The organism is Flavobacterium stagni (assembly GCF_004122105.1).
GTDB classification, from domain to species: domain Bacteria; phylum Bacteroidota; class Bacteroidia; order Flavobacteriales; family Flavobacteriaceae; genus Flavobacterium; species Flavobacterium stagni.
The window spans coordinates 172,096-189,583 of sequence record NZ_SBKN01000006.1 but is presented as its reverse complement, the minus strand read 5'-3'; the positions used below and the strand labels follow the sequence as shown (position 1 = coordinate 189,583).

Annotated in this window: 15 protein-coding genes; 5 read left to right on the top strand and 10 right to left on the bottom strand. The window is 40.0% G+C overall.

Features of this window, described 5'->3' with window-relative positions:
* Positions 1 to 184: 184 nt before the first annotated feature.
* Together EQG61_RS10850 and EQG61_RS10845 are read left to right on the top strand one after the other, a co-directional pair.
* Positions 185 to 3,526, top strand: coding sequence for a CotH kinase family protein (locus tag EQG61_RS10850; protein ID WP_129461950.1), 3,342 nt, complete (start codon positions 185 to 187; stop codon positions 3,524 to 3,526).
* A 68-nt stretch (positions 3,527 to 3,594) separates the two neighbouring features.
* Positions 3,595 to 4,407 (top strand): hypothetical protein, encoded by an 813-nt coding sequence (locus tag EQG61_RS10845; protein WP_129461948.1) that lies wholly within the window; start codon positions 3,595 to 3,597, stop codon positions 4,405 to 4,407.
* On the opposite strand, the gene EQG61_RS10840 is transcribed toward EQG61_RS10845, so the two are convergent.
* From EQG61_RS10840 to EQG61_RS10820, 5 genes are read right to left on the bottom strand one after another with little or no spacing between them, the layout of a single operon-like run.
* Positions 4,398 to 4,823 carry a hypothetical protein gene (locus EQG61_RS10840; protein ID WP_129461946.1) on the bottom strand — a complete coding sequence of 142 codons (426 nt, stop codon included), beginning with the start codon at positions 4,821 to 4,823 and terminating at the stop codon, positions 4,398 to 4,400. The two genes, EQG61_RS10845 and EQG61_RS10840, sit on opposite strands and share 10 nt — an antisense overlap.
* A gap of 11 nt (positions 4,824 to 4,834) precedes the next feature.
* Positions 4,835 to 5,212 (bottom strand): hypothetical protein, encoded by a 378-nt coding sequence (locus EQG61_RS10835; protein WP_129461944.1) that lies wholly within the window; start codon positions 5,210 to 5,212, stop codon positions 4,835 to 4,837.
* A 12-nt stretch (positions 5,213 to 5,224) separates the two neighbouring features.
* Positions 5,225 to 5,572, bottom strand: coding sequence for a hypothetical protein (locus EQG61_RS10830; protein WP_129461942.1), 348 nt, complete (start codon positions 5,570 to 5,572; stop codon positions 5,225 to 5,227).
* Positions 5,569 to 5,931, bottom strand: a complete 363-nt coding sequence (locus EQG61_RS10825) for a hypothetical protein (RefSeq protein ID WP_129461940.1) — start codon at positions 5,929 to 5,931, stop codon at positions 5,569 to 5,571. The genes EQG61_RS10830 and EQG61_RS10825 overlap by 4 nt, the downstream gene beginning before the upstream one ends.
* Before the next feature lie 54 nt (positions 5,932 to 5,985).
* Positions 5,986 to 6,489, bottom strand: a complete 504-nt coding sequence (locus EQG61_RS10820) for a GbsR/MarR family transcriptional regulator (protein ID WP_129462021.1) — start codon at positions 6,487 to 6,489, stop codon at positions 5,986 to 5,988.
* 302 nt (positions 6,490 to 6,791) lie between these two features.
* Here EQG61_RS10820 and EQG61_RS10815 point away from each other — a divergent pair, with 302 nt between their 5' ends.
* Positions 6,792 to 10,766 (top strand): GEVED domain-containing protein, encoded by a 3,975-nt coding sequence (locus EQG61_RS10815; RefSeq protein WP_129461938.1) that lies wholly within the window; start codon positions 6,792 to 6,794, stop codon positions 10,764 to 10,766.
* Positions 10,767 to 10,869: 103 nt separating this feature from the next.
* Here EQG61_RS10815 and EQG61_RS10810 read toward each other — a convergent pair whose 3' ends face one another.
* The 5 genes from EQG61_RS10810 to EQG61_RS10790 form a co-directional block, all read right to left on the bottom strand.
* Positions 10,870 to 12,888, bottom strand: coding sequence for a M3 family metallopeptidase (locus EQG61_RS10810; RefSeq protein WP_129461937.1), 2,019 nt, complete (start codon positions 12,886 to 12,888; stop codon positions 10,870 to 10,872).
* 93 nt (positions 12,889 to 12,981) lie between these two features.
* Positions 12,982 to 13,464 (bottom strand): 5-(carboxyamino)imidazole ribonucleotide mutase, encoded by a 483-nt coding sequence (gene purE / locus EQG61_RS10805; protein ID WP_073361370.1) that lies wholly within the window; start codon positions 13,462 to 13,464, stop codon positions 12,982 to 12,984.
* Between the two features lie 85 nt (positions 13,465 to 13,549).
* Positions 13,550 to 14,326 (bottom strand): TlpA family protein disulfide reductase, encoded by a 777-nt coding sequence (locus EQG61_RS10800; RefSeq protein WP_129461935.1) that lies wholly within the window; start codon positions 14,324 to 14,326, stop codon positions 13,550 to 13,552.
* 68 nt (positions 14,327 to 14,394) lie between these two features.
* The gene (locus tag EQG61_RS10795) at positions 14,395 to 15,552 is read right to left on the bottom strand and encodes a 5-(carboxyamino)imidazole ribonucleotide synthase (protein WP_129461934.1); all 1,158 of its coding nucleotides are present in this window, start codon (positions 15,550 to 15,552) and stop codon (positions 14,395 to 14,397) included.
* A 60-nt stretch (positions 15,553 to 15,612) separates the two neighbouring features.
* On the bottom strand, positions 15,613 to 16,167 hold the full coding sequence (locus tag EQG61_RS10790; RefSeq protein WP_129461932.1) for a hypothetical protein: 555 nt from the start codon (positions 16,165 to 16,167) through the stop codon (positions 15,613 to 15,615).
* A 97-nt stretch (positions 16,168 to 16,264) separates the two neighbouring features.
* Here EQG61_RS10790 and hpt point away from each other — a divergent pair, with 97 nt between their 5' ends.
* Positions 16,265 to 16,795 carry a hypoxanthine phosphoribosyltransferase gene (hpt, locus tag EQG61_RS13895; protein ID WP_235829056.1) on the top strand — a complete coding sequence of 177 codons (531 nt, stop codon included), beginning with the start codon at positions 16,265 to 16,267 and terminating at the stop codon, positions 16,793 to 16,795.
* A gap of 78 nt (positions 16,796 to 16,873) precedes the next feature.
* A complete protein-coding gene (locus tag EQG61_RS13890) occupies positions 16,874 to 17,446 on the top strand; it encodes an adenylate kinase (protein WP_235829055.1) in 573 nt (190 codons plus the stop codon).
* Positions 17,447 to 17,488 lie beyond the last annotated feature (42 nt).

Genomic DNA, 17,488 nt, shown 5'->3' with positions numbered 1-17,488 from the left:
ATTTTGAGAATTTTTCAACTGAAAAGAGGGTTTATCAACAATTTAAACACTAGACGGCGAAATGAATTCTATCGATAAATGTTCTCGTTTCAACGGCATTACAATGCGGTACAACGACTTTGTTTTGAATGTGATACCGTTTGCCGTAAACTTGACCCACTCTACACATTAAAACCAACAGATTGTGAAACGATTTTTACTCCTATTTTTTTGTTTGATTATAGGCAATAGTCAGGCGCAAAATATTTTTATTAATGAGGTGATGACGTCCAATGCCTCAACCATTGCTGATGACGATGATAGTTATGAAGATTGGATCGAAATTTATTACACTGGTTCGATAGCCTTTAATCTTGAAGGTTATGGTCTATCCGATTTGCCTTCCAATCCTTATCAATGGGTTTTTCCCGAATATTGGATCGAACCGGGTGATCATTTGTTGCTGTGGTGTTCGGGGAAAAATAGAACGGATATCAATTATCCCTTGCATACCAATTTTAAATTGAGTTCGAGTGGAGAAACGATAACTTTAACACGACCCGATGGGACAATTCAAGATCAATATTTGGCCATTATCATCCCCACTGATTTCTCCTACGGACGGCAATCGGATGGCGCTGCCGCGAAAGTATTTTTTCAAACCGCGACACCTGGTGATCCCAACAATACCGTTCAAGGTTTTTCAGAAATATTGAATCCGCCCACCTTCTCTGTGGCGGGAGGTTTTTTTACAAATCCCTTTTCATTAACCTTAAGCCATCCCGATCCTGGGGTAACCATAGTGTACACAACTGATGGGTCAGATCCTGATATTACCAATTTAGGAGGGACAACGTATTCGTATAAAAATACCTATCCTTTTGATCCTGGAACATTGCCATCGCCCACCTTTTTTAGCAATTCATTTACTTCATCGGCCTATTCTAGTCCGTTGAATATTGTCAACCGAACGAGTGCGAGCAATGATATTTCCATGATTTCGTCCACTTACGATAGCGATCCTTCGTATTATCTGCCCAATTTTTCTATTTTTAAAGGAACTGTTGTGCGTGCTCGGGCTTTTAAAGCAGGAGCTTGGGCCAGTAAAATTGTTACCCAAACTTACATTGTTTCTCCGCAAGGACAAAACCGATTTTCGATACCCGTGATGTCTTTGAGTGTGAGTGAAAATAAATTTTTCGATTATAATGACGGTATTTATGTGGCCGGAGTTGATTTTGATACATGGCGAACAAATAATCCCACCTTGGAAGCACCCTATTCATTTGCGGCAAATTATGATCGTACCGGTGATCAATATGAACAAGTCGGACATGTAAATTATTTTGTGAATGGAACCGAAGTGATGAACCAACAATTGGGTATTCGAATCAATGGTGGTGGAACACGACAATTTCCTAATAAATCATTGAAGTTGTATGCCCGCTCAGAATACGGTTCAAGTGCATTCAATTATTCTTTTTTCCCCACAGAAAGTTATACCAGTTATGAACGTTTGATCTTGCGTAATTCTGGGAGTGATTATGTCAACACCTATTACAAAGATGCTTTTACCCATGAATTAGTTCGAGGTACTGGTTTAGATACACAAGCCTATCAACCTTCCATAGTGTTGTTGAATGGAGAGTATTGGGGATTATTAAATATTCGTCCGCGCTACGATTGGCATTATTTTAACCAACGCTACGGCATTGCCGAAAATGAAATTGAAATCATCGGTGATGGCTATTATGTAGATACGGGGTCTGATGCCCATTTTCAAGCGTTATTTTCCTATTTTCAAAATAATTCTTTAACGCCAACTTCGAATTATGATTACATCAAAACCCAAATGGATGTAGATAATTTCAGGGATTATTTTATTACAAATATTTTTATTCAAAATACCGATTGGCCGGGTTGGAACACTTATTTCTGGAGAAAAAGTACAACATTTACACCTAATGCCCCTTATGGAAATGACGGAAGGTGGCGCACGGCGATCAAAGATACCGACGCAGGATTTAGTTTGATGCTCGATGTTAATGACCACAATACGTTGGAATTCGCAACGGCCTTAGGGGGTCCTGATTGGCCCAATCCTGAATGGTCAACACTAATTTTACGCCGTTTACTAGAGAACGATTCGTTTAAATTAAGTTTTATCAACCGATTTGCCGACATGATGAATACCTACTTTCTGCCAAGCCGAGTAGTTGGGTTATCGAGTCAGTTTGCAATGGGAATCGAACCGGAGATTAGTGAGCAAATTGCCCGTTGGCACGCACCATTTGATTATGCTTGGTGGGTACATAGTCAAGATGTTATTGGGAGTTTTGCCAATGAGCGTCCCGCCTATCAACGGGAACATATTCGTCTAAAATTTGGAATTGCTTCTGATGTGAATGCCACTTTGGATGTTGATGATGCCACGCACGGTTATGTAAAAATCAATACCATAGATATCACGGCCGCTACCCCAGGTGTGTCAACAAATCCGTATCCTTGGCAAGGAATTTATTTTCATAATATTCCCGTAACTCTAAAGGCAGTCCCTCTTGCAGGTTATGTGTTTAGTCATTGGAGTGGGGATGTTTCGGGGACAAATCCAGAAATTACATACACACCCACTGCTGATTTTACAGCCGTAGCGCATTTCGTGTCCACTACGCAAGGTCAGCCCACGACACCACTTTATTTTTGGATGATGGATAGCAATTTGCCCAATAATACACCACTCACGGCGATGAATTCTACGTATGAAGTAGCTACAGAAGGTATCATTAATTATACTTCATGTTTGGTAGGTTACCCCTTTACGAGTGCGCATCCGAGTTGGAGAAAAGCTTCCATGGAACGTCGTAACAGTCCGACCCCATTAAATTACATTCCAGAAGCCAACAATAATGTTCCATTTGCAACCGCCAATATGTTGGGCTTACAAATAAAACAACCTTTTCAAGCCCAAGGTCAAGAAAATAAAATGGTGTTTAACCTATCCACGATGGGTTATAAAGATATTCAGTTTGCTTTTGCGGCCAAAAATGAGAATGCAGTTGACGGTTTACTTGTTGAATATACACTTAATGGTTCCACTTGGACTACACAAGGTTTAAGTAATGCAACGCTACCGTTGACATTGGATTTCCAACTATTCACGCTGAATTTTGGGTCCATTCCGGGTGTGAGTAATAATCCCAATTTCAAAGTGCGTATTCGATTTTATGGGCCAAATTTGACGCAAGATTTAGGCAATCGTGTAACTTTTAATAACTTTAGTTTATTGGGAACGCCGATTACTTTGGATGCTCCAGAAGTGCATTCATCTACCTTTATTGTGTATCCCAATCCAACCACTTCTGTAGTCAATATTGATTATGATGTTGCCGAAATCAACTACACAATCTTCGCTTTAGACGGAAGGGTATTGCAATCGGGTCGGGTAAATGATCATCAAGTAGCACTGACCGAATTACCTGCAGGAATCTATTTATTGCAATTGGAAGCGGAGGGTCGAACCGAAGTGAAAAAGATCATAAAAAAATAGCGTTAAAAAAAAGGAGTGTTGGAAACAAGACTCCTTTTTTTTGTAAGTTTCGCCGAAGAAACAAATTCATGACAGCCTACTTTCGCACGATTTTTCGTTCCCTTTTTGAGTTGTACGTTGAGGCATCTATCCATGTCGGTTGTGCTGTGGTTGCGCTGTATGGGGTGGCCCAAACCCTCTTGCGACGTAAGCTGCAAACTGAAATGGTACTATTGATTTTTACGGGAACTGTCGTAGCTTATTCTGTTTTGAAATACGGGGCATTGCTGTTGGGCAACCGAATTAAGAGTGGCAAACTTTACTTGATTATGGGTATGGCATTCGTGTCTGCTCTCGCTTTCGGGTTTGCTTTTTGGGAATTACCCAAGCGCTTAATGGTACTTTGGCTTCTGGGCATGATGGCTGTTGGAATATATCCGCTCGTGCGTCGCTTCGGAATCATCAAATTGTTTTGGGTGAGTGCTGTTGTTACGTATACCACCGTTATTTTGCCGAATTATGATGAATGCATTCATGAAAACACACTAAAGATTGCCCTTTTACAGTGGGTTTTCATTAGTGTGCTAATGATTCCGTTTGAGATTTACGATAGTGTTCGCGACGGAATTCAGCTGGGAACTTTACCTCAAAAAGTGGGAATCCCACGCGCCAAACAATTGGGTTATTTGGGGATTTTGCTTTTTATTTTGTTTCAGTTTTATTGGGTTCCTTCCGATTTTTATATCGGGAATTGTGGAATAGCACTCATCACACTAGTTGCCATTTATTGTACCCAAACCAATCAAAGTCGGTGGTATACGTCCTTTTGGGTGGAAGCACTACCAATTCTTTGGATGGTTTTCTTGAATGGATTCGATTTTTTGCGATTGTTTTATCGATAAAAAATATTCAAAAGTACCAGTCCCGTATTGGTTACAGCAAACCAAACAAATAACAAATTCATTCCGTAACCGCCCCATTTAAATAACGCATTTTTCGGAATGTCATACATGGGATAATAGGCGATTTGCGTAGCTACTTTTCCAACCCAATAGGCCGCCATGAGTCCGGTGAGTGCGATAGCTAACCGACTACCGTTTTGCAGTTCAGTAGTGCATGTTAATGCAATACTTCCAAATCCAAAATTCAGCCCTTGAATATACCGTCCGTAGGTTTTTGCAATTTCTTGGTTTAAGGGTTTGAGTTTTTTTACATCATTGTACCAATCAAAAACGCGATGGCGAATAAACGGATAGACCAAAGCTGTAAAGATTTGGCCTATTCCGCTGATAATAATGAATATATCGATGATTTTCATAGTCACAATTTTTATTCAGTGACGGTTAGTTGAGGAGGAGTTGCCGCTTTTCTTTTGCCTCTAAAGAATAAATATAAGTTCAAGAAAAGCATAATGCCGAGGTAAATGGCAAAGCCACCAATTTTTTTACTGAGGACTTCGATGAGTTCTTGTGCTGTAATGATTTCCGTGTCAATTCTCAAGATGAGTAGGGCATACCCAAGATTCAAAAGATAGAATCCGGTTTCAAATAAGGTGTTGGTCGCCAATGCGATTTCTTCTCTTTTTTTGAAAATGTCCATCATGTAGATCAAACTGTTTTTGAACAAGGTTCGAGAAACATAATAGGTGAGCAATAAAGCAATGGGTAAATAAATACTATAAGCGATTAATACATGTGTTGTGTTCATAATTTCTATTTTTTAAAGGATTGTTTTTTTAAAATAAAGGGTTAACATGATAAGGTTGCCGTAGTGCAAAACCGTCAGTATACTTAAGATGATGGCTGTGCGGAAGGCTATTGTTTCGACAAGTTGGGTGCTGTTGACTATGGTTTCCCATTGGGAAAGGGTGAGGGTTGCATAGCCTAAATTCACTAAATAATAGCCCGTTAATAGAATTTTGTTGGTTTGCAAACAAAGGGTTTCGTGATTGGGATACAAATGATTGACAAATACAATTCCGTTGCGGTACAATTGGTGACCTACTCGAAGAATGATCCAAGCCGTAAGGACGAGGTAGATGAGATAACCAAGGATGTTGAGGTTCATGAGTGGGCAAATTTTCGTTGGAACCAATTGGTCAAAACGCTGGGTTGATCACTAATTAGGTATGTGAGATAACAATGATAACTCGCAATAAACAAGGGTAACGTTAGAAAGATAAATGTAGGGGGATGAAAATAGTTAACCAATGTGATGTAGGCAATAACCGCAAACCAATAAAGGAAAATTTTAGGTACATATTCAGGAGTTTTGAATAGGGTATAGAAAATGTAGATAAATCCGATAAACAATTGGAATGCTGCTAATAGCATATAAAATCCTATTGCATCTTCTCCGAGTAAAATAACTGCACCAATAGTAAGAAGTGTTAGTACAGCATTGCCATAGTGAACAAGTCGTTTCATAATATTATAATTTTTAAAGTTTCAGAAAAAAATGAAACATTTTAATGAAAAAAATTATTTCATGAATTTCATTAGTAATTGAGTCAGCCAGTTGTCTTTGTATTCGGTAATTTTTTCCAAGACATTATCGGCTTTAAGTACAAAATCGTACAATTTTGTGGTTTGATCAATAAAGTGTTTTTCTTCCGATGAAGTCCCGCCTTCTATGGAGGAAACTTCTTTTAATACTTTTAAAGCGGGTTTGATTTCGCGACGGCTGCGTTCCCGTGATATTTTGACAGCCAACTCGTCCAAGTCTTTTTCTGCAGTAAAAAACTCCCGACGTTCCCCGGGTTTGAGTTCCTTATACACAATTCCCCAGTCCATTAAAGCACGCAAGTTCATGCTTGCATTCCCGCGGGAAATTTGTAATTCTTCCATGATTTCTTCCATCGAAATGGCTTCGGGTGCCACCATCAAAAGGGCATGAATTTGTGCCATCGTTTTATTAATCCCCCACTGACTCCCTAAGGCGCCCCAGGTTTGAATAAATTTTGATTTGGCATCACGGTATTCCATGGTAGAAGAATCATTTTGATAGGTCAAAGTTACTATTAATTTCTAAACTTTCAAAAAAAAATGAAAGATATTTTTGTTTTACCATCGGTAAGATCTTTTTCCTGCATATAGTTCCTTTTCATTTTATGGAGTAGATGGTGAAATTTAGGTTTGTTAATTTTAACAGATTTATCTGCATTAATTTTAAAATTTTGTATAAAAAATGAAAAATATTTAGTTGTCAGGTTAAATAGGTTGTTTGGTTCTTGGCTAGCTTTCTTTCCTATTATATTTACTTTATAGAAACCAAATTATTTATAAACATGAACAAACTTACTTTTGTTACATGTGTATCAAAAGCATTCAAGGCTTTTCATACATGTGGAGTAGTGGGAGCGTTATTGGGATTGCTATTTGCTCAGCAAGTTGCAACAGCGCAAACACAATTGATTAACCCGAATGGTGACGGAGGTTTTGAACTAGGAACCTCTTTTACTGCCAACGGTTGGAGTGCCGTTTTTGGTACCAACCTTTCATGGAACACTGGGAATGTGCCCGGTTGGTTTACTGGTGCACGAGGCGCCTACATTTCTAATGATGCAGGAACTTCTTGGGCCTACACCACAACCACTGCAAATCGAGCATCCATTTACAAGGATGTTACTTTTCCTGCTGGATTAGCAGCGGCAACTTTGACCTTTGATTTTCGTGCCAACGGAAACGATGGAGATTGGGATAACTTATTGGTTTATTTAGTGGATACTGCCGTTGTGCCCTCAGCAGCAGGACCAACAGCTACCAATACAACCACAACGGGCTGGCCAGGTTACACCAATGGTACTACAGGTTATTATTTATTGCAGCGAAATGGTACTACCAACCCTACAACAACTACGTCTGTGAGCTATAATTTTACAGCAGCCCAATTGGCCTATGCCTCAGGATCTACAAAACGTTTAGTGTTTGTTTGGAAAAACGATGCCGCAGACGGTGTAAATCCGCCGGCATCAATAGATAATGTAGCATTGAATGTATTTTCATGTAGTGCGCCAACTGCTTTGTCGGTTACCAATTTTACAGCGAATTCAGCTTCATTTTCATGGACTGCACCTACAAATGCACCTACAAATGGATATGCCTATGAATTACGTACTTCTGGGGCAGCTGGAAGTGGTGCAACAGGATTAGTAACTTCTGGAACAACAGCATCCACAACCTTGTCTTTGAATGCGTTGAGTGCCAATACAAATTATACACTTTATGTGCGTGCACAATGTGGCGGTTCGGATAATAGTGCATGGATTAATACTCCTTTTTTTACAGGATATTGCCAGCCGTCCTCAACGTCTAATGCTTCGTATATTAATAGTTTTTCAACAACGGGTGGAACAACCAATATTTCCAATTTAGCGTCGGGGTATACTGCTGGTGGATATCAAAACAATTATGCTACGGCAACCGTGAGTCAATATGCAACAGGAACCGTTAATTTTAATTGTGAAATTAATGGAGGAACTGTTGGAACAGCAATTTGGGTGGATTGGAATAACAATTTAGTGTTTGAAAATTCAGAACGTATGTTTGTCACTACAGCGTATGGTGATAACCAAACAGGTAGTTTTACGGTACCTGCGAGTGCCGCCGTTGGAGATTATCGTATGCGTGTGCGTATTGATTATAATGCTATTGCACCAGATCCTTGTGCGTCTACAAATTTACGTACAGAAGCAGAAGATTATAAGTTTTCAGTAATTACTCCTGCAAATTGTATTGCTCCATCTGGATTGATGGCTTCAGCTACAGGTGCTTTCTCTGGGTATATCACGTGGACTGCTTCTGTAACGCCTCCTGCTAATGGATATGCGTATTATTTTTCAACAACCAATACAGCTCCAAATGCCAATACAATACCAAGTGGAACAGTGGGTGCAGGTGTTACATCAGCAGATTTAATTAATTTACAGCCTTCTACAACCTATTATGTATGGGTTCGTAGCAATTGTGCTTCAGGTACAAGTGATTGGACTTCAACAGCTGTAACATTTAACACCTCTTGTAATCCACCAGTAATTACAGCAACAACTCCAGGAAGTGTTTGTGGACAAGGTTCTACTACTTTATCAGCCACTTCTAATGTTGGTTCTATTGCTTGGTATGCAACAGCTCAAGGTGGAAACGCTATCGCAAATGGCAATTCATTTACCACTCCAGTAATTTCATCTGCAACTTCTTATTATGCAGAAGCACAACAGTTTGGTGCAACACAAACTTCTGGTCGTCCAGCTCCTTTGGCTACTTCAACTGGAAGTACTTTTACCAACTGGGGTATTGTATTCAATACAACGCAGTCTGTACAATTACAAAGTGTATCAGTTTATGCAACAACAGGTGGTACAGTTGATATTAAAATCACAGATTCAGCATTAACTGAATTATATGCAACTGGGAATGTGAATGTAACAGCAGGCGGAACAACTACACCAACCATCATTCCAATCAATTTTGTAGTGCCATCAGGAACTGGTTTCCGAATCCTTGTGAAAGCTTCTAATGGTGCTGTTTTAGTTCGTGATTCGGGTATTACATTCCCTTACAATGGAACGGATGGAACCTTAAATGTGGTTGCATCAGAATGGGGTGGAACGACAACCGCAAACTATTACTATTTCTATGATGTGAAATATGCATCAATTTGTTCTTCTCCACGAACTGAAGTAGTAGCGACCGTTACTTCACCACCAGCAGTAACATTAAGCAATTCGCAACCCGCTGCAATTTGTGCAGGTTCTTCTACAGGTTTAATCACGTTGACTTCTCCTGTAAATAATTACAATTCCTATTCTTGGTCTCCTTCAACAGGAGTTACAGGTAATCCTTCAACAGGTTGGACATTTAATCCTACCGTTAGTACAGAATATATTTTGACAGCTGTTCAAACAACAGGTGCGTTTTGCCAAATTTCAGTGCCATTATATGTAAATGTTCAACAAGGTCCAGTATTGAGTGCCTTTGCAGATCCATCAACGGTGTGTGCGGGAACAGAAGCCAACCTAGGCGCTTATTCTGAATTGTCTCAAGCAGGTACAATCACTTTAGGAAGTGCAACAACATTAACAGCAGCTACTTCTCAACCTACAGCATTCTGTAACCGTTGGGCACAATATTGGAACCAAACGATTTATACGGCAGCTGAATTACAAGCGGCAGGTTTACGAGCTGGACCAATTACTTCATTGCAATTTGCGATTACCACTTTAGGTGATGGTACTAGTGTTTCCAATTATCAAATTCGTATGGGAACGACCACTCAATCAACAATTTCTGCGTTCGATACGACTGCTTTAACACAAGTATACAACATTGCAACCTACTCACATGTAATTGGTACAAACACATTTACGTTTAACTCTCCTTTCTATTGGGATGGTGTGTCTAATATTATTGTAGATATTCGTCATAATGGTGCCGATGCCACTAATAATGCGATTACTTATTATACAGCAACTGCTGCAAATATGACCTTATCAGCCACAACTAGTACAACTGCTGCAACCAATACAATTCAAAATTTAGTAACAGCTGGAACAGTAACTCCAACCGCTTCTTTAAATCGTTTGAATGTGGTTTTCGGAGGAGAAGTGGTAACTTACGGTGCAGGTAACTATCAATACGTATGGACGCCTGGGAATTTATCGGGAGCGAATGTAACAGTTTATCCAACTACGACTACAACATATACTGTTCGTGCAACCAATACAGGAACAGGATGTTTCTCAGAAAGAACGGTAACAGTTACTGTAAATCCTGCGCCAGCTGCTCCTACAGGTGATGCCGTTCAAACATTCAATTCACAAGTAGTTTTAATGGATCTTGTGGTTAATGGTACAGAAATCGAATGGTTCGCCTCTGAAGCAGATGCTTTAAACTATGTGAATCCATTGGATCCATTTATGGATGCAGTAAGTGGTACAACATATTATGCAATTCAAACCAATGCACTAGGATGTCGTAGTTTAACGGCTTTAGCTGTAACCGTGACCATTAACTTAGCTAATGAAAATTTTGAATTCAACGGATTGCGTTACTATCCAAATCCTGTGACCAATAAATTAACGGTTGAAAATACACAACCCTTAACGAGTATTGCTATTTACAACGCTTTGGGTCAAATGGTAGTCAATCAAGAAGTAAATCAAGTAAATGCTACCGTTGATATGGGAGCTTTACCTACTGGAACGTATTTCGTAAAAGTTACAGTGGATGCTGCTTCTAAAACATTAAAAGTGGTTAAGAACTAAGATTCTTTCTACAATAGTCATAAAAAAAACCGTCTGAGTAATCAGGCGGTTTTTTGTTTATTAAATAAAAGCTGCTAACAGCATTGTCATTCTTAATTCAATACTACAATAGCCCGGCACGTTTCAATAACGCTTCAGGTTTAGGTTCTTGTCCGCGGAATTTTTTATACAATTCCATCGGTAAGGCTGTACCACCTTTAGAAAGTACGTATTCTTTAAATTGGGTTCCTACTTCTTTATTGAAAATTCCTTTTTCTTGGAAATAAGCAAACGCATCGGCATCCAAAACTTCGGCCCATTTGTAACTGTAATATCCCGACGAATAACCGCCTTGGAAAATGTGTGAAAAGGCCGGACTCACACAATTCTCAGCAACATCTGGGTATAAAGCAGTTTCGCGTGTCGCCGCCACTTCAAAGGCTTTTACATCGTCAATTGTAGGGACTTGTGCATGATACGCCATATCCAACAAGCCAAAACTCAATTGGCGCACCGTAGCCATGCCTTCCAAGAAACTCGCGCTTTCTTTGATTTTATCCACATAGGTTTGTGGAATCACTTCTCCAGTTTCATAATGATGAGCAAATAATGCCAATGCCTCGGGTTCGTAACACCAGTTTTCCATGACCTGACTCGGTAATTCGACAAAATCCCAATACACAGAAGTGCCCGATAAACTCGGGTAAGTGGTATTCGCCAACATGCCATGAAGCGCATGTCCAAATTCATGGAACAACGTGGTCACTTCGTTAAACGTCAACAACGACGGTTTAGAAGCTGTTGGCGGCGTGAAGTTGCACACAATCGATACATGTGGGCGATCATTGACTCCGTTTTGAATGTATTGCGGTTTGAACGAGGTCATCCAAGCACCGGGACGTTTGCCTGCGCGTGGAAAGAAATCGGCATAAAATAATGCCACAAATTCATTAGCCTCGCCACGTACTTCATAGGTTTGCACATCAGGATGGTATTTGTCAACCGTATCGATTTCATGAAAAGTAAGTCCGAACAACTTCTCAGCCACCGTAAAAGCACCTTTCAAAACCTTCTCCAATTGGAAATAGGGTTTCAAGAGTTCGTCGTCCAAATCAAACAATTCTTGTTTTAATTTTTCTGAATAATAGGCACCATCCCATTTTTCCAAATGGTCCAATCCGTCTTTTTCTTTGGCGAAAGCCGATAACTGCGCAAATTCACGTTGGGCAGCCGGTTTGGCTTTGGCTAATAAATCATTCAAAAACGTTTTTACTGTTTCGGGATGTTGTGCCATACGTTCTTCCAAAACAAAATGCGCATGGGAATCGTAACCCAATAGTTGGGCGCGTTCATGACGCAATGCCACAATTTTTTTCAAAATTTCGGTATTGTTATGGGCATTGTCTTGAAAGGCTTTTTTTCCAAAGGCAATGGCCAACTCTTTACGCAATTCACGGTTGTCGGCATAAGTAATCAACGGCATATAACTCGGGAAGTCCAAAGTAAATACCCAACCTTCAAGTCCTTTGGATTGTGCTAAAGCGGCAGCCGCTTCTTGGGCACCTTCGGGTAAACCTGCCAAATCTTCGGCATTGGTAATATGCTTGAAATAGCTGTTTGTTTCGGCCAATACATTTTCGCCAAAAGTTAATTTGAGTTTGGCCAAATCTGTGTCGATTTCGCGCAAGCGGTTCTTTTTCTCTTCATTTAACAAAGCACCGTTCCGACTGAATCCTTTGTATTTCTTTTCCAATAACATCAATTGTTCTGGAGTAAGGGATAAAGTCTCACGTTGGTCATAGACTGTTTTTACCCGTTGAAATAGGTTTTCGTTTAAAGCAATGTCATTGCCAAAGGCCGTCAATTTTGGGGAGACTTCCTGTGCAATCTGTTGCATGGTGTCGTTGGTCTCGGCCGAATTTAAATTAAAGAAAATCGACGATAGACGATCCAAAGCTTGTCCCGAAAACTCTAAAGCTTCAATGGTGTTTTCAAAAGTAGGTGCTTCGGGATTACTGATAATGGCATCCACTTCAGCGCGGGCTTGGGCAATCGTTTGATCAAAAGCAGGTATATAATCGTCGAGTTGTATTTGACGAAAAGGAGCTGCGGTATAGGGAGTGTTGAATTTTTCTGTAAACATTTTTTTACTAAAAATTAAGGCGTCCGAACTGAATTCAGTAACGGAGCAATAACGTTATGATTTTTTATGAAATTTTAAAAGAAATGAGATTCTTTACCCTTTAAGTGTCTCAGCGGCTTTCAAAACCACGTCCTTCAATTCGTTTTTGTAATCGACAATTTTCTGAAGGATTTCTGGATGTTGACTGCCCAAAATTTGTGCGGCCAATATCCCGGCGTTTTTAGCACCATTCAAAGCCACTGTTGCAACAGGAACGCCACCCGGCATTTGTAAGATGGAAAGTACTGAATCCCATCCGTCAATGGAATTACTGGATTTAACGGGAACACCAATAACGGGTAGCGGACTCATAGACGCCACCATTCCGGGTAAGTGGGCTGCGCCACCGGCACCTGCTATGATGACATTAATGCCGCGGAGGTGGGCGTTCGAACTAAAATCCACTAATTTTTCAGGTGTTCGGTGTGCCGAAACAATATCAACTTCAGTCGAAATTCCGAAGGATTGTAGAATATCAATGGCTTCTTGCATAACGGGCAAGTCGCTTTTACTTCCCATGACGATGGCTACTTTCATGTTGTTATAAATTGTAAATTTTACATTTTAAATAATCGAATACGAAGGTACAATTTATTAGCCAAACACTGAAGTCAAGGTTGGTCTATTCCGGAAACATTTTATCCAACAACTTCTTGATTTCCTTCAAACCGTTGCCACCTAGGAGTTCGTTGATGAAAAGAACTTTCCCATTCGGATCAATTAAAATGTTGGTGGGGTAAAAAGAGACGTGAAATTGGTCTATGGTTTTGCGGTCGTTGGGAATGATTGTCAATTCCAAATCCGTTCGTTTTAAAAAATCTACAATCAATTTCTTTTCATTATAGGTTACCGCAAAGAAAACAACATTTTGATCGTTGTATTTTTCTTTCAGTTTGTTCAAATCGGGCATTTCTTCAATGCAGGGTTTACATTGGGTAAACCAAAAATTAAGGAAAATGGCTTTCCCTTTTAAGTCTTCCAACGTGTACGTTTTCCCTTCCATATCGGTTAAAGACAATTCGGTAAGGGTCGAGCCAATTAACTTTCTACGGTTTTTTTCAAAGTCTTTTTGCTGTTTCCGAAATTCCTCATTGCGCAATTTTACGTCTTCTTTTGAAAGATATTTCAGAACTAAAGAGGCTTTGTTTTGAATGGTGTCGGCATAAAAAAGGATGGTAAACGGTTGGTCGTGTGTCGTTTTATTCAATGAGTCCAATTTTTTCGAAGGCAATTCTTTTCCATCCGGAAGGAAGATTTGGGTTTTAGGTCTTTTTTTTTGAACAAATTCAAAATACGTAGTTCGATCCAATGCAATTTGTCCCTCAGGGATAAAGGTTTTTTCTTGAGCAAAAATGATTTCAATGACTAGAAAAGTGAATAGGCAAATAATTTTCTTCATGGATTTTGTAACGAAAAAGGTATGGATTTGTTGTTTAGTTTTTTGAATAAAGTCCCACTGATTACTAATCACTGATCACTGATAACCCGTATACTATTCTTCACTTCTTCTGCCACCCGACGTGCCTCTGCCATATTTGCATTGACAATGGTCACATGACCCATTTTTCGGAACGGACGGGTTTCGCGTTTGCCATAAATATGCGGGGTTACCCCATCAATCGCCATGATTTTTTCGATGTTTTCATAGACGACTTGACCCGAATGGCCTTCTGCGCCGACTAAATTCACCATGATGCCTGCAACTTTACTCTCAGTATTTCCCAAAGGTAAATTCAAAATCGCACGCAAATGGTTTTCAAATTGAGAAGTGTAACTCGCTTCAATGCTGTAGTGTCCGGAGTTGTGCGGGCGAGGTGCGACTTCATTGACCAAAATCTGGTCGTCTTGGGTTTGAAACATTTCCACTGCAAGCAAACCTACATGGTCAAACGCTTCCGATACTTTCAAGGCGACATCTTGCGCTTTTTGTGCTACAGTGGCATCGATACGCGCCGGACAAATCACATATTCCACTTGGTTGGCTTCGGGGTGAAATTCCATTTCCACTACTGGATACGTGCGGATTTCCCCAGATACCGATCGACTAACAATGACCGCCAATTCATTTTTAAAATCCACCATCGCTTCAGCCACACATTCTACATCGGGAAGGTTTTGCAAATCCATAGTGGAGCGACACACTTTCACGCCGTTGCCGTCATAGCCGCCGGTAGCCGCTTTCCACACAAAAGGAAAATTTAACGAATCGTCTGCAAGTGCTTGGTGTACAGCATCCATTCCGACAAAGCGTTGATGCGTTGAGGTCGGAATCCCATGTTGGACATAAAAATCTTTCTGTTTTCCTTTGTTTTGAATCAAACGTAAGGTTTTAGGTGACGGATAAACAGGTAATCCTTCGGATTCCAGTTGTTCTAATGCCTCCAAATTGACATTCTCAATTTCGATGGTCAACACATTCACCAGTTTACCAAATTTGTACACCGTGTCATAATCCAACAAACTTCCTTGGTAAAAAGCGGTACAGCCAAAACGCGATGGCGCTTCGGTACTTGGATCTAAAACAAAAGTTTGAATGTCAAATTTGCGGGTATCAGTGAGGAGCATTTTGCCCAATTGACCCCCGCCTAAAATTCCCAAACGGAAATCAGAAGAGAAATAATTCATGGGTTGTGTTGTTTGTGGCGCAAAGATAGAATTTTCTCGAAAGAGTTGGGCGCGTTTCTTTTAGGAACTACCGTTATCCGCATTTTTCAAATGCATCAACGTCTCTTTCACCACAAATTTCATCCCCGGTGACGGGTTGTCCAATTCGCGCGAAAGGATCAAGCGCAACTCATCATGTACCCAAGGATGTTTTTTACCCAATCGAAACAAAGCCCGTAATGCATAAGCAACGGTAGCTACTTTGGCCTCCCGAATGATAAAATCCAAACAACCTTCCATGATTTTTTCTTCTTGAAAAGGACTCAGTTGAATACCTTTTTTTGAAACTAAAAACAAACAAATTTTGGCCGCAGGTCGCACCGCGGGGTCCAAATGAAAGTGTGATAATTGGCTGCAAAACGAATCCAAATAAGGAAACAACAACGTAATTTGTTCTTCCGCAACCAACTCCAATATCCATAAGGCTTTGTAATGGTTTTTGTCGGTTGGATTACAACCTACCGCAACCAAACTTTCTAGAAAAGGAGGTTCCAAAAACGCCTTGTCTTTGTAGTAATCCCGTGTTTTTCGATAGGCCTTAATTCCTGCAATTTGTGTGTAATGTTCCGAATTCATGTCGTAAATATATCAAATTTGCAAATTTTCCGAACGACTTGATTTTTAATAGGTTTTAGTTGTTAAATTTGCACCTTTATTTCCAACACAACAACACATGATTCACCTTCACGACAAATCCTTTGAGCCGTTTATTTCTTCTGAAGAAATTGACTTTGCGATTCAATATATGGCCAAACAAATGGCTGATGATTTTTTTGACGAAACCCCAATTTTTATTGGAGTTCTTAACGGTTCCTTTATGGTGATGGGCGATTTGATGAAAGCCTATCGCGGGATGTGTGAAGTAAGTTTTATCAAAGTAGCTTCTTATGAAGGTACACAAACCACCAACGAAATCAAACATTTGATTGGCATCAACGAAAATTTGGAAGGCCGCACTGTAGTGATCGTGGAAGACATCATCGATACAGGAAATACGATTGTGGAGTTAAAACAATTGTTGAAAGCACAAAAGGTCAAGCACCTTAAAATTGCTACCTTGTTTTTCAAACCCGAAGCCTACCAACACGATGTGAAAATTGATTATGTAGGCATTCGCATTCCGAATAAATTTATTGTAGGTTATGGGTTGGATTACGACGGACTCGGACGCAACTTGCCCGATGTCTACCAATTAGCCCAATAATCTAGTGACTAATGTCCAACGACTAAAGTCTAACGTCTAAATTCTAAAATCTAAATTCTAAAATCTAAACTTCTTGTAATGATTAACATCGTTCTTTTTGGGAAACCTGGAGCAGGGAAAGGAACCCAAGCCGAATTTTTGAAAGCAAAATACAATTTGACGCATTTGTCAACCGGTGATATTTTTCGCTTTAATATCAAAAACGAAACGGAATTAGGGAAACTCGCCAAAACCTATATGGATAAAGGGGATTTGGTGCCGGATGAAGTGACCATTCAAATGTTACAAAGTGAAGTGGATAAAAATCAAGATTCAGCTGGATTCTTATTCGACGGATTTCCACGAACCATCGCTCAAGCCGAAGCTTTGGATGCTTTTTTAGCCACTAAAGGAGAATCCATTCGTGCTACAGTAGCCTTAGAAGCGGACGATGAAATTCTGGTAGCCCGCTTGTTGGAGCGCGGAAAGACCTCTGGTCGTCCTGACGATCAAGACGAAGAGAAAATTCGTAACCGCTACCAAGAATACAATGAAAAAACCGCTCCCTTAATGGCGTATTATGAAGGACAAGGGAAGTTTTATGCCGTGGACGGAATAGGTTCCATCGAAGAAGTTACCGCACGTTTAAGCGCTGTATTGGACACTTTTTAAGAAGGAAACGCCTGAAAAGTAGGCGTATTCAATATTTTTTAA